The 11,626-nt window shown below is 60.0% G+C and carries 12 protein-coding genes and 1 pseudogene; 7 read left to right on the forward strand and 6 right to left on the reverse strand.

Features of this window, described 5'->3' with window-relative positions; translation table 11 throughout:
* Positions 1-399: 399 nt before the first annotated feature.
* The 3 genes from GSF27_RS17995 to dtd all read right to left on the reverse strand — a co-directional run bounded on the left by GSF27_RS17995 (position 400) and on the right by dtd (position 1,359).
* Positions 400-528, reverse strand: a complete 129-nt coding sequence (locus GSF27_RS17995; protein ID WP_255493835.1) for a hypothetical protein — start codon at positions 526-528, stop codon at positions 400-402.
* A gap of 46 nt (positions 529-574) precedes the next feature.
* Positions 575-805, reverse strand: a complete 231-nt coding sequence (locus GSF27_RS17745; protein ID WP_202410426.1) for a hypothetical protein — start codon at positions 803-805, stop codon at positions 575-577.
* 116 nt (positions 806-921) lie between these two features.
* Positions 922-1,359, reverse strand: coding sequence for a D-aminoacyl-tRNA deacylase (dtd, locus tag GSF27_RS12005; RefSeq protein WP_160969356.1), 438 nt, complete (start codon positions 1,357-1,359; stop codon positions 922-924).
* A gap of 33 nt (positions 1,360-1,392) precedes the next feature.
* On the opposite strand from dtd, the pseudogene GSF27_RS18105 reads away from it, so the two are divergent.
* A pseudogene (locus tag GSF27_RS18105) lies at positions 1,393-1,497 on the forward strand (pentapeptide repeat-containing protein); the annotation flags it as partial.
* Between the two features lie 191 nt (positions 1,498-1,688).
* Here the strand turns inward: GSF27_RS18105 and GSF27_RS12015 are convergent.
* Together GSF27_RS12015 and gpmI are read right to left on the reverse strand one after the other, a co-directional pair.
* On the reverse strand, positions 1,689-2,840 hold the full coding sequence (locus tag GSF27_RS12015) for a murein hydrolase activator EnvC (protein ID WP_237457538.1): 1,152 nt from the start codon (positions 2,838-2,840) through the stop codon (positions 1,689-1,691).
* 170 nt (positions 2,841-3,010) lie between these two features.
* On the reverse strand, positions 3,011-4,540 hold the full coding sequence (gpmI, locus tag GSF27_RS12020; protein WP_160969358.1) for a 2,3-bisphosphoglycerate-independent phosphoglycerate mutase: 1,530 nt from the start codon (positions 4,538-4,540) through the stop codon (positions 3,011-3,013).
* Between the two features lie 247 nt (positions 4,541-4,787).
* Between gpmI and GSF27_RS12025 the strand changes: the two genes are divergently transcribed.
* From GSF27_RS12025 to GSF27_RS12040, 4 genes are all read left to right on the forward strand, one after another.
* Positions 4,788-5,195 carry a rhodanese-like domain-containing protein gene (locus tag GSF27_RS12025; protein WP_370462599.1) on the forward strand — a complete coding sequence of 136 codons (408 nt, stop codon included), beginning with the start codon at positions 4,788-4,790 and terminating at the stop codon, positions 5,193-5,195.
* Positions 5,196-5,214: 19 nt separating this feature from the next.
* Positions 5,215-5,484, forward strand: a complete 270-nt coding sequence (gene grxC, locus GSF27_RS12030; protein WP_160969360.1) for a glutaredoxin 3 — start codon at positions 5,215-5,217, stop codon at positions 5,482-5,484.
* A 108-nt stretch (positions 5,485-5,592) separates the two neighbouring features.
* Positions 5,593-6,090 carry a protein-export chaperone SecB gene (gene secB, locus GSF27_RS12035; RefSeq protein ID WP_160969362.1) on the forward strand — a complete coding sequence of 166 codons (498 nt, stop codon included), beginning with the start codon at positions 5,593-5,595 and terminating at the stop codon, positions 6,088-6,090.
* Positions 6,091-6,189: 99 nt separating this feature from the next.
* A complete protein-coding gene (locus tag GSF27_RS12040; protein ID WP_370462600.1) occupies positions 6,190-6,525 on the forward strand; it encodes an MGMT family protein in 336 nt (111 codons plus the stop codon).
* Between the two features lie 608 nt (positions 6,526-7,133).
* Here the strand turns inward: GSF27_RS12040 and GSF27_RS12045 are convergent.
* The gene (locus tag GSF27_RS12045) at positions 7,134-7,337 is read right to left on the reverse strand and encodes a DUF2892 domain-containing protein (RefSeq protein ID WP_160969364.1); all 204 of its coding nucleotides are present in this window, start codon (positions 7,335-7,337) and stop codon (positions 7,134-7,136) included.
* A 190-nt stretch (positions 7,338-7,527) separates the two neighbouring features.
* On the opposite strand from GSF27_RS12045, the gene GSF27_RS12050 reads away from it, so the two are divergent.
* Together GSF27_RS12050 and GSF27_RS12055 are read left to right on the forward strand one after the other, a co-directional pair.
* A complete protein-coding gene (locus GSF27_RS12050) occupies positions 7,528-10,185 on the forward strand; it encodes an RND family transporter (RefSeq protein WP_160969366.1) in 2,658 nt (885 codons plus the stop codon).
* Positions 10,186-10,269: 84 nt separating this feature from the next.
* On the forward strand, positions 10,270-11,097 hold the full coding sequence (locus tag GSF27_RS12055; RefSeq protein WP_160969368.1) for an outer membrane lipoprotein-sorting protein: 828 nt from the start codon (positions 10,270-10,272) through the stop codon (positions 11,095-11,097).
* The last annotated feature ends 529 nt before the right edge of the window (positions 11,098-11,626 follow it).

An 11,626-nucleotide genomic window follows, 5' to 3' on the forward strand; every position in this document is an offset into this window, starting at 1 on the left:
AGGGGTGGGGATCCACCTGTGGCCAGTACCACGACACAAGCACGGATTTGTCATCCCCGCGTACAAGGTGAATTGCAGCTCGGCTGCAAGAGAGGGCGCTCTGGGGTGGGCGGGGGGCATCGGTCTGAGGGAAGGCCAGACCATTTATCGAATAGTCATCCCTGCGTACAAGGTGAATTGCGGCTCGGCTTCAAGAGAGGGTACTCTGGGGTGGGCGGGGATCCATCGGTCTGAGGGAAGGCCAGACCATTTATCGAATAGTCATCCCCGCGTACAAGGTGAATTGCAGCTCGGCTTCAAGAGAGGGCACTCTGGGGTGGGCGGGGATCCAGGTTTTTCAGCAGCGGTTACAAAAAAGCCCCGCCAATGGCGGGGCTCTGTGGCCGGTGTGACGATACGTCAGGCCGCTTTCTTCAGCTTTTTCTTCAGGGTTTTCAGCTTGCCTTCCTGCTTGGCGATCTTGGCCTTGCGGGCTTTGATGGCTTTCTTCAGGCTGACGACCTTCTTGGACTCTTTCTTCTTGGACATGCTGGATTCTCCTTGAATCGGTTTCCTGCGGGGTGTGGTTACCGCCTCAGTCTTCCTGATGTTCACGGATAAAAACCCGGATAAAGCGGCGAATTTCCCGCGCCGCGCTGGTATCCAGCTCTTCGCACAGGGCGATGAACTGGTCGCGCTCGCTGGCGCTGATACGGATAAGCAGCTGTGCGTCTTTCTTGCCTGCCTTGGGTTTGGAGGGCCGGCCTGTCTTGCCAGAGGCCTTTTTGCCGGTCTGCTCCTTGCCGGTGACATCATCCGTCGCCATGGGATCTCCGGGTCACTGAGGACGAAATAAGTATATACATAGTATATCGATTATATATATTAAGTTTTTGTGGCGGGGTGCTGTTGGTGGTGGTAACGATGGCTCCCGGTGCGCACTCAGGTCTCCAGCAGAAAGCTCACCGGGCCGTCGTTGACCAGCCCCACTTTCATGTCGGCGGCAAAGATACCGGTGGCGACCGTGGGGTGCTGCTGTCGCAGCTTCTCCACAAACAGGTCGTAGAGTCGCTCCGCCTCTGCCGGTGCTGCGGCGGTGGAGAAGCCGGGGCGCAGCCCCTTGCGGGTATCGGCGGCGAGGGTGAACTGGGACACCACCAGCACACCGCCGGCGATATCCTGCACGCTCAGGTTCATCTTGCCCTCGGCGTCGGAAAAGACCCGGTAGTTGAGTACCTTGTGCAGCAGCTTATCCAGAGCCGCCTCGTCATCGCCTTTCTGGACACCCAGTAACAGCAGCAGCCCCTGGCCAATCTCGCCAACTCTCTCGCCGTTGACGGTAACGCTGGCCTCGCTGACCCGCTGAATAAAACCACGCATTGAATAAATCTCTAAGTAAAAAGGTTTCAGGACGCTTCGCTACAGGACGCTTCGCTACAGGACGCTTCGCTACAGGACGCTTCGCTACAGGACGCTTCGCTACAGGACGCTGCGCTACAGGGAGGACCTGGTGAATAATCTGTTGTCTGATGTCCGCCGTAGGAGCGCACTCCGTGCGCGAGGTTTTCGCTTCGGTGTGCAGGGCCATAGCGGGCGGGGCCGGAGCCCCTTAAAAGATCGCGCACAGGAGTGCGCTCCTACGCCCGCGTCCCTGTAGCGAAGCGTCCTGACCCCTGTAGCAACGCGTTCTGTAGCCCAGCGTCCTGCTTTTAAGCCTTACACCACCGCGCCGGGTTGGTGGGCTTGCCATTGTGGCGGATCTCGAAATAGAGCGCCGACTGCGACTGGCCGCCGGTGTTGCCTACCTTGGCGATCACTTCGCCGCTGCTGACCCAGTCGCCGGTCTCCCGCAGCAGGGACTGGTTGTGGGCATAGAGGCTCATGTAGCCGTCGCCGTGGTCGATGATCACCAGCATGCCGTGGCCGCGCAGGTAGTCGGAAAAGACCACCCGGCCGTGGTGGATGGCGTGCACCGGTGTGCCCTCACGGGCGCCGATCATGACGCCTTCCCAGCGCAGCTTGCCCTCCAGCCGGCTGCTGCCAAAGCGATTCAGCAAGCGCCCCTTGGCGGGGAAGGGCATGCGTCCCCTGAGTTTGGCGAAGGGTTCGCCGTCGGTGGGCAGGGCGAGGTTGGCGATGGCGGCAGTCACCTCTTCCAGCAGTTTTTCCAGCCGCTGCTTGTCCTGCGACTGCTGTTTCAGCTCTTCATCTTTACGGCTGATACTGGCGTTGAGCCTGGCGAGGGTTTCGGTGCGCTCTTTCTGGCGCGCCAGCAGTTGTTGGCGGCGCTGCTGCAGCTGGCGGGAATTCTCTTCCAGCGCGCGGGTGCGGGCCTCGATCTGTGGCCTGACGATGTTCAGCTCGGCGATGGTTTCCAGGTAGGCGTCCACGCGACTGCTGCGGGCATTGAGGAAGTAGCTGTAGTACTTGTTCATGCGCGCCACCGTTTCCGGCTGCTGCTGGTTGAGCAGCAGCTTCAGCTGGCTCTGGCTGCCCAGCCGGTAGGCGGCGTTGATGTCCTGGGCGATATAGCGCTGCTGCTCACTGCTGGCCGCCTGCAGCTCATCCTGTTTACGGTTGAGCTGCGTTAACTGCTTTTTTTGGCTGGCAAGCTCCCCCTTGAGCTGCTCGATTTTCTTCAGCGTCTCGCTGATGTCCACTTCCGAACTCTGCAGGTCGGATTGCAGCTGGTCGCGGCTGCCCTTGGCTTTTTGCAGTTCCTGTTGCAGCTGCTTGATGGACTGTTGCAGCTGGTTGATCTTGGCCTGGTAGTCATCGTCGCCGGCGGCCTGTGCCAGCAGCGGCAGGGTGAGCAGGGCGCAGAGGAGAAGTCCGGATACTCTCAGCGTAGGTCTCAGCATGGGTATCGTTATCCTTGGAGCTGATCGGTGGGTTTTCGGATTGGGGGCGCCTGTCAGGTCGCTTCGGCTCATGGCCATTGCCATGCCGTCATCGCGAGCGCAGCGCGGCGATCCATCTCTGGCACATGTTACCTGTTTGTGCGCCTGAATGGACCGCCCGCAATATCCACTTAACCGATAAGGCTGTGGCCGCTCATCTCTGCCGGCTGCGCAATGCCCAGCAGCTCGAGCATGGTAGGCGCTACATCCGCCAGGCTGCCACCGGACTGCAGTTGCAGGTCGCGGGGGCCGACGTAGACAAATGGCACCGGCAGGGTGGTGTGCTGGGTCTGCTTCTGGCCGGAGGTCTCGTCAAACATCTGCTCCACGTTGCCGTGGTCGGCGGTGACCAGAGCTTCGCCGCCGGCTTTCTGCAGGGCGTCGAACACTTGCGCCAGGCAGGCATCCACTGCTTCTACCGCTTGCACCGAGGCGTCAAAGTCGCCGGTGTGGCCCACCTGGTCGCAGTTGGCGTAGTTGCAGATGATGGCGTCGTACTTGCCGGAGCCGATGGCTTCCACCAGTTTGGCGGTCACTTCCGGGGCGCTCATTTCGGGCTGCAGGTCGTAGGTTTCCACCTTGGGTGATGGTACGAGAATGCGATCCTCGCCCTCGAAGGTCTCCTCCTGGCCACCGCTGAAGAAGAAGGTGACGTGGGCGTACTTCTCGGTCTCGGCGATGCGCAGCTGCTGCTTGCCGGCGTTGGCCATGATCTCGCCAAAGGAGTTGGAGAGGTCGATGGTGGGGAAAGCGATGGGCGACTTGATGTCGGAGGCGTACTCGGTGGTCTGCACCCAGGCCGCCAGTTGCGGGGTTTTGCGGCGCTCGAAGCCGTCAAAGTCGCTGTCGACGAAGGCGCGGCTGATCTCGCGGGCACGGTCCGGGCGGAAATTCATAAACAGCACGGCGTCGCCGTCGTTGACGGTGGCGGCCTCGCCGATGACGGTGGCCTTGACGAACTCATCGTCCTCGCCGCGCTCGTAGGCGCCGGCCAGCCCGGTGGCGGCGTCAGCGGTGGTGAAGGCGCTCTCGCCCAGGGTCAGCAGGTCGTAGGCTTGCTGTACCCGGTCCCAGCGGTTGTCGCGGTCCATGGCAAAGAAGCGGCCGATGAGACTGGCGGTACGGCCGCAGCCCAGTTCGGCAAACAGCGCGTCCATCTCGGCCAGCGGCTGCTCGGCGCTGCGCGGTGGTACGTCGCGACCATCGAGGATGGCGTGCAGGTAGAGCTGTTTGGCGCCGCGTTCGGCGGCCAGCTTGATGGCTGCCTTGATGTGGGCGTCATGGCTGTGGACGCCGCCGGGAGAGAGCAGGCCGAGGATATGTACCGCCTTGCCGGCTGCCACCGCTTTATCAATGGCGTCCAGGTAGACCGGATTGGTGAAAAAGTCGCCGTCGTCGATGGCTTTGTTGATGCGGGTGTAGTTCTGGTACACCACCCGGCCTGCGCCCAGGGTCATGTGACCCACTTCGGAGTTGCCCATCTGGCCCTCAGGCAAACCAACTGCCATGCCTGATGTATGGATCAGTGTGTGCGGGCATTCTTTCCAGACCTTGTCCCAGGTGGGGGCCTTGGCGGCGGCAATGGCGTTGTACTGGGTGGTTTCGGAGTAGCCGAAGCCGTCGAGAACCAGTAGCAGCAGAGGCTTTTTCACTTCAGTCATGTGCGTCGTCAGAGTCTGTGTCAGGGGTGGTGGTGGGTCGCGCCGGCAGCGGCGCAGACGGTGAAGGGGCAATTCTACCGGTTTAGGAGGGCCAACTCCACGCCACCCTAGGGGTTGCCTGTGCCATTGGTGTATACTGCGGCGCTTTCGGTGCCGCCTTCCTGCGGGAAGCTGGCATCAGCACCGGGCCCGGCACCGCAGTGGGTTCCGGTGTCTCTGACCAACCTTGAACGGGAAACAAGATTTCGTGGATTTTCTGACCTTTGCCAGCGAACAGTGGCTGCCAATCAGCGTGCTGATGGTGCTGGTGTATGCGTTTATCTGGACCGAAGGCCGCCGTGGCGGTCCCAAACTCTCCATTCATGCGGCAACACGGGTAATCAACGGCGGCGAAGCCGTGGTGGTGGACCTGCGTGAGGCCAAGGAGTACAAGGCGGGGCACATCGTCGATGCCATCAACCTGCCTTACAACACCCTCAAGGACAAGGTCAGCCAGCTCAGCACCTACAAGGGCAAGACCCTGATCCTGGTGGACAAGATGGGCCAGCACACCGGCGCCGCCGGTCGCCTGCTGATGGGTGCGGGTTTCAGTGTGCAGCGCCTGGATGGCGGTATCAGTGAGTGGCAGAACCAGAACCTGCCACTGGTGAAGTAACGACTTTTTGGGGGTGACCATGCCGGATGTTCTCATCTACAGCAGCAACTTTTGTGGTTTTTGCCGGCGCGCCAAGGCGTTGCTGGAGCAGAAGGGTGTCGCCTACCGGGAGATCTGCGTCGATGGTGACCCGCAGAGCCGGCAGGAGATGATGGCGCGCTCCGGCCGCCACACCGTGCCCCAGATCTGGGTGGGTGAGACTCACGTTGGCGGTTGCGATGACCTGTTTGCGGCCGAGTTCGGCGGTGAGCTGGATGTCCTGCTGCAGGCCGAGGCTTCGGCTGAATAATCGGCCCTGTGGCGGCCGCTGGGGTTGAAAAGCCCGCTGGCGCCCCCAGTTTGCACAATTCACACGGTTATATTTTTTGACGTTTTCGATAATAAGGTAAGAGCAGTTATGGCTGACGAGCAGACCACTGCGGCAGAGCAAGGTGCCGCCCAACCCAAGACCCAATTCGCACTGCAGCGTATCTACCTCAAGGACCTCTCCTACGAGTCCCCAATGGGCGTTGAGGCCTTCCGCAAGCAGTGGAAGCCAGGCGTTAACCAGGAGCTGAACACCAAGGCTGCCAAGGTTGATGACGGTCTGTATGAGGTGGTCCTGACCCTGACCATTACCGTCAAGATCGAAGAAGAGACTGCCTTCCTGGTGGAAGTACAGCAGGCTGGCCTGTTCGCGGTTACCGGTCTGGAGAATCAGCAGCTGACCCAGGTGCTGAACACTGTCTGCCCGAATATCCTCTTCCCTTACGCCCGTGAGGCGGTGGATAACGTGGTCACCAAGGGCGGCTTCCCGGCCCTGATGCTGCCACCGGTTAATTTCGATGCCCTGTTTGCCCAGGCGGTTGCCCAGGCCAAGCAGCAGGCTGAAGCGGGCGCCGAAAGCGTCAACTGAGCCGATTGCGACCGGCGGGCTTCTCCTGATCGAGCGGGCACAGCGCTGCAGCTGTGGCCCGCTTAATCCCCGGGGTAGCCCGTCGTTGTCGCTCTGATCGTGACCCTGACCCTCCCGTCTTCCCTCGCACCTTTCAGCCAGCGGGTTATCACACTGCTGCAATCAGTGCCCTACGGTCGCGTCGCCACTTATGGCGCTATTGCCGCCGCTGCCGGCAGCCCCCGCGCCGCCCGTCAAGTAGTTCGCCTGCTGCACGCCTGCAGCGACAAATACCAATTACCCTGGCACCGCATCGTCAATCGCGACGGTGAGATCGTGCTCTCCGATGAAGCTTCCCGCTGGCGTCAGGCCCGGTTGCTGGAGGCAGAAGGGGTATCAGTGGATGCCCGCGGCCGGGTCGATTTACCCCGTTTCGGCTGGCAGCCGCCGGGCTGACTGCCTGCTACGATTCCTGGTCCCTGGTCTCCCGCACCCCCGTCCCCCGCTCCCCACAGCCCGTCATCGCGAGGTGTGCATTATGCGCCGCGGCGACAAGGTGAATTGCCCGACAGGTGGAGGGCAAGAGAGGGTGATCTGGGCCATCCATGGGTGGCACGGCCTGGTTGCGGAGAGCACATGGATGGCTTCGCTGCGCTCGCCATGACGGTAAATTTTTAATTCAGACTCCGTCATCGCGAGGCGCGCAGTAGGCGCCGCGGCGACAAGGTGAATTGCCCGACAGGTGGAGGGCAAGAGAGGGTGATCTGGGCCATCCATGGGTGGCACGACCTGGTTGCGGAGTGAGCATGGATGGCGTCGCTGCGCTCGCCATGACGGGGTGTTGGTCTGGTTGATGGGCGGGGGCGAATGAATCCCTTCGCCACCCTCCCCAAAAAATGCCGTCATCGCGAGGCGCGCAGTATGCGTCGCGGCGACAAGGTTAATTGCCCGCCAGGTGGAGGGCAAGAGAGGGTGATCTGGGCCATCCATGGATGGCACGACCTGGTTGTGGAGTGAGCATGGATGGCGTCGCTACGCTCGCCATGACGGGGTGTTGGTTTAGCTTACTGAAAGGCGCAACCAGCGGGTTTGCCAAGTTTCTTCAGCACAATGGCCAGCGGGCAGAAGCCGGTAAAGGCGGCTTGCAGCATGTTGGCGCCCACAAAAGTGGTAAACCAGAGCCAGTACACGCTGTGCAGTTGGCTCAGGGCCAGGCTGAGCAAAATAAAAGTACCGGCTACGGCAAATACCAAACGATCTATATTCATAAACAACCTCTCTGTATGACGAAGGTCAAGTTGGCGCAGGATCCTGTGCAATTTGGCCGTCGTGTTACGGCAGCTCAGTTACACTTGGGTCAGTGCCGGGCATAAAGGATTATCGGCACCGACAAACATTAGTTGACTCTAATATAAGTATTTTCTAATATTTGTCCAGAATTTTCTGCGCGAGGTCTCTATGGCAACCCAATTTCTGGCAGATCGGGCGGTTCATTACGCTCTCAATCACCCACGGCTGGTAACCCGAATCACCGGTCTGGCGACCTTGCTGCTGGTGCTGCTGGCGGCGCTGCCAAACTTTGTCTCTGTTCCCTTGCTACATCCCCTGACGGTAGATACCGACCCGGAAAACATGCTGGCTCACGAGGAGCCGGTGCGGCTGTTCCATGAGCAGGCCAAAAAGACCTTCGACCTGAACGATATTGTAGTTGTGGGAGTGGTGAACGAGTCCAATCCCCAGGGCGTCTTTAACAAGGATTCCCTGGAGCGTATCTATCAGCTCACCGAATTCGCTAAAACCCTGACCTGGGAAGGGGCCGAGGGGGAGCAGCAAGGGGTGGTGGCGGTGGATATGATCGCGCCCTCCACGGTAGACAATATCGAGCAGGGTGGCCCTGGGGTGGTGAACTTCTCCTGGCTGATGCCGCAGCCGCCGGCCAGCGACGCCGAGGCCCTGCAGGTGCGCGACCGCGCCATGAATATCCCCTTCCTCAAGGGCACGTTGGTGTCCGAAGATGGCAAGGCGGTGGCGATCTACCTGCCCATTACCTCCAAGGACCTGTCGTGGCGTGTGAGTAACGCCCTGCGGGATTTCGCCAGCGACTGGCCGGCGGAAGATCAGGTCTATATCACCGGCCTGCCGGTGGCTGAGGACACCTTCGGGGTGGAGATGTTTATCCAGATGGCCATCTCTGCGCCGCTGGCCATGATCACCATCTTCCTGCTGCTGTGGTGGTTCTTCAAGCGCCTGGTGCTGGTGACTTCGCCCATGATCGTGGCGGTGGTCAGCGCCATGACCACCATGGCGCTGTTGATTATTTCCGGCAACACCATCCACATCATGAGCTCCATGATTCCGATCTTTATCATGCCCATCGCGGTGCTGGATGCCATTCATATCCTGTCGGAATTCTTTGATCGCTATCCGGTACATCGCGATCGCCGCAAGACCTTGCAGGAGGTCATGCACACCCTGTTTGCGCCCATGTTGTTCACCACCCTGACCACCATGGCCGGTTTTCTGTCGTTGGCATTGACCCCGATTCCTCCGGTGCAGGTGTTTGGCCTGTTTGTGGCCATCGGTGTGTTTATCGCCTGGGTGCTGACTATGCTCTTTATCCCGGCTTACATCATGTCTATTGATGAGAAGAAGCTGGAGGGCTATGGCCACGCCGGCGCTCATGCCGGAGCGGGTGGGGGCGAGGACGATCACACTGCCATGGGGCGTGGGTTGGCGGCTATTGGCAGGTTAACCTCCCGGCGTCCGACACTGGTGGTATTGGCAACCGTGCTGGTCGGCGCCGTGGCAGCGTACGGTATCTCCCTGATCCGCATTAACGACAACCCTATCAAGTGGTTTGGACCCGAGCACGAGATCCGTGTGGCTGACCGTGTGCTCAATGAGCACTTTGGCGGCACCTATATGGCGTACCTGTCACTGAGTGCTCCGGCGGCTTCGGTGGATGGCGCGGCACTCACTAACGCCTTGCAGCAGCAGCGTGAAAAGATGAGTGCAGCCGGTTTCAGTGTGGCCCCGGCCGATACACTGGGCGCTGAGCTCTCCCGTGTGCTGGCGTCCGGCAGTGCTGATCCCTTCGCTGCCCTGAGCGACTTTGCCGGTGAGCAGATGTTTAACGCCCCGGACGAGGAGTACGACAGCTGGGATGAGCTCTCCCTCTGGATCGACAGCCAGCGCCAGTTGCAGGAGGTGTTCAAGCAGCCTGATACCCTGCAGTGGATGGATGAGTTGCAGGGTGCCCTGTTGAGCGATGACAAGGTAGGCAAGATCAATTCACTGGTGGATGTGGTGAAAACCGTACACCGCGAACTGCTGCTGGGTGAGGCTGCTGAATTCCGCATTCCCGACTCTTCCAATGCGGTGGGCCAGACGCTGATCACTTACCAGAACAGCCATCGACCCCAGGACCTGTGGCACTTTGTAACGCCGGATTATCGCCAGGCCAACCTGTGGATGCAGCTCACCAGTGGTGACAACCGGGATATGGAAGCGGTGATAGCCAGGCTCGACAGCTTCCTGGCGGAGAATCCGGCGCCACACGGTTTGCAGAGTGACTGGTTCGGCCTGACCTACATCAACGTCGCCTGGCAGGAAAAAATGGTGGTGGGTATGCTGGAATCGTTTGCCGGCTCGTTTGTGGTGGTGCTGGTGATGATGGTATTGCTGTTCCGTTCACTGCTGTTTGGCCTGCTCTCCATGATTCCGCTGACCCTGACCGTGGGTTTGATCTATGGCGTGGTGGGTTTGATCGGCAAGGATTACGACATGCCGGTGGCGATCCTCAGCGCCTTGAGCCTGGGACTGGCGGTGGACTATGCCATTCACTTCCTGGCCCGTTCGCGGGAGGCGGTGAAAGAAGCCGGCAGCTGGAAGGCCGCGGTGGCACATGTGTTTGGTGAGCCGGCGCGAGCCATCAGCCGCAATGCCATTGTGCTCAGTGCCGGTTTTCTGCCGCTGCTGCTGGCACCGCTGGTGCCCTATCAGACGGTGGGAATCTTTATTGCGGCCATCATTTTGTTTGCTGGCCTGGCCACGCTGGTGATCATGCCGGCACTGGTCACCCTGCTGCAGCGCTGGTTGTTTAAATCCGGTGTGTAGGAGCCCGCTCCCCCGGGCGATCTTTTCCGGTGATGCCCAGGCACACCTTGTCCTCATGGCGAACAAGCGAGGAGCGTAAAACCAATGAAATTTGCACAATCCGTTATGAAAACCCTGTTGGCCGGCGCACTGGCATGGCCGGTATTCGCTTTGGCACAAGCCACACCCAGCGTCGACGAGATCGTCCACCGCACCAATCATGTCTCCTATTTTCAGGGCAAGGATGGTCGCGCCCAGGTGCAGATGATGATCACTGACAAGCAGGGCCGCAGCCGCCAGCGCAGTTTTACTATCCTGCGCCGTGATCTCTCCGACAGTGAGAGCATCAGCGATCACGCCTACCTGGGCGAGCAGCAACTGTACGTCTACTTTCACCGTCCTGCGGACGTCAACAAGATGGTGTTTATGGTGCACAAAAAAGTGACCGGCGATGACGACCGCTGGCTCTACCTGCCGGCGCTGGACCTGGTGAAGCGCATTGCTGCCAGTGACAAGCGCACCAGCTTTGTCGGCTCCGATTACTTCTATGAAGATGTGAGCGGCCGCAGTGTGGATGCCGATACCCACGAACTGCTGCGTACCACCGACAACTACTACGTGTTGCGCCACACACCCAAGGATCCGGCTTCGGTAGAGTTTGCCTACTACGATATGTATGTGCACAAGCAGAGCTTTATCCCGGTGCAGGTGGAGTTCTTCGACAGCAAGGGCAACAAGTATCGCGAGTCGAAAGCACTCAAAGTGGAAACCATTGACGGTCATCCCACGGTCACCGAGGCGAGCATGGAAAACCTGCAGACAGGCAGCAAAACCGTCATGCGCTACGCCCAGGTGGGTTACGACATTGGCCTGCCAGCGGAAGTGTTTACCGAGCGCTACCTGCGTGCGCCACCGCGTGAGTACCTGCGTTAACGTTTGACGGTTAACAATAGCCGTCATCGCGAGGCGCGCCGTTCGCGCTGCGGCGACAAGGTGAATTGCCCGACAGCTGGAGGGCAAGAGAGGGTGGTCTGGGCCATCCATGGGTGGCACGACCTGGTTGCGGAGTGCACATGGATTGCTTCGCTGCGCTCGCCATGACGGCGTGTTTGAGAAGATGTTTAATTAATGCTCCGTCATCGCGAGGCGCGCGGTTTGCGCTGCGGCGACAAGGTGAATTGCCCGACAGGTGGAGGGCAAGAGAGGAGGGGCTGGGCCATCCATGGGTGGCACGACCAGGCTGCGGAGTGAACATGGATTGCTTCGCTGCGCTCGCAATGACGGTGTGTTTGAGAAGATGTTTAATTGATACACCGTCATCGCGAGGCGCGCCGTTTGCGCCGCGGCGATCTATGTGTGGCACGATCTGGTTGCGGAGTGAACATGGATTGCTTCGCTGCGCTCGCCATGACGGCGTGTTTGAGAAGATGTTTAATTCATACCCCGTCATCGCGAGGCGCGC

It is taken from the genome of Pseudomaricurvus sp. HS19, assembly GCF_009857815.1.
Lineage (GTDB): Bacteria > Pseudomonadota > Gammaproteobacteria > Pseudomonadales > Cellvibrionaceae > Pseudomaricurvus.

Excerpts from the sequence above, each read along its gene's own strand:
- GSF27_RS17995 (WP_255493835.1), bottom strand. The coding sequence starts at position 528 with ATGTCCAAGAAGAAAGAGTCCAAGAAGGTCGTCAGCCTGAAGAAAGCC.
- GSF27_RS17745 (WP_202410426.1), bottom strand. The coding sequence starts at position 805 with ATGGCGACGGATGATGTCACCGGCAAGGAGCAGACCGGCAAAAAGGCC.
- dtd (WP_160969356.1), bottom strand. The coding sequence starts at position 1,359 with ATGCGTGGTTTTATTCAGCGGGTCAGCGAGGCCAGCGTTACCGTCAAC.
- GSF27_RS12015 (WP_237457538.1), bottom strand. The coding sequence starts at position 2,840 with ATGCTGAGACCTACGCTGAGAGTATCCGGACTTCTCCTCTGCGCCCTG.
- gpmI (WP_160969358.1), bottom strand. The coding sequence starts at position 4,540 with ATGACTGAAGTGAAAAAGCCTCTGCTGCTACTGGTTCTCGACGGCTTC.
- grxC (WP_160969360.1), top strand. The coding sequence starts at position 5,215 with ATGCCGGATGTTCTCATCTACAGCAGCAACTTTTGTGGTTTTTGCCGG.
- secB (WP_160969362.1), top strand. The coding sequence starts at position 5,593 with ATGGCTGACGAGCAGACCACTGCGGCAGAGCAAGGTGCCGCCCAACCC.
- GSF27_RS12045 (WP_160969364.1), bottom strand. The coding sequence starts at position 7,337 with ATGAATATAGATCGTTTGGTATTTGCCGTAGCCGGTACTTTTATTTTG.
- GSF27_RS12050 (WP_160969366.1), top strand. The coding sequence starts at position 7,528 with ATGGCAACCCAATTTCTGGCAGATCGGGCGGTTCATTACGCTCTCAAT.
- GSF27_RS12055 (WP_160969368.1), top strand. The coding sequence starts at position 10,270 with ATGAAATTTGCACAATCCGTTATGAAAACCCTGTTGGCCGGCGCACTG.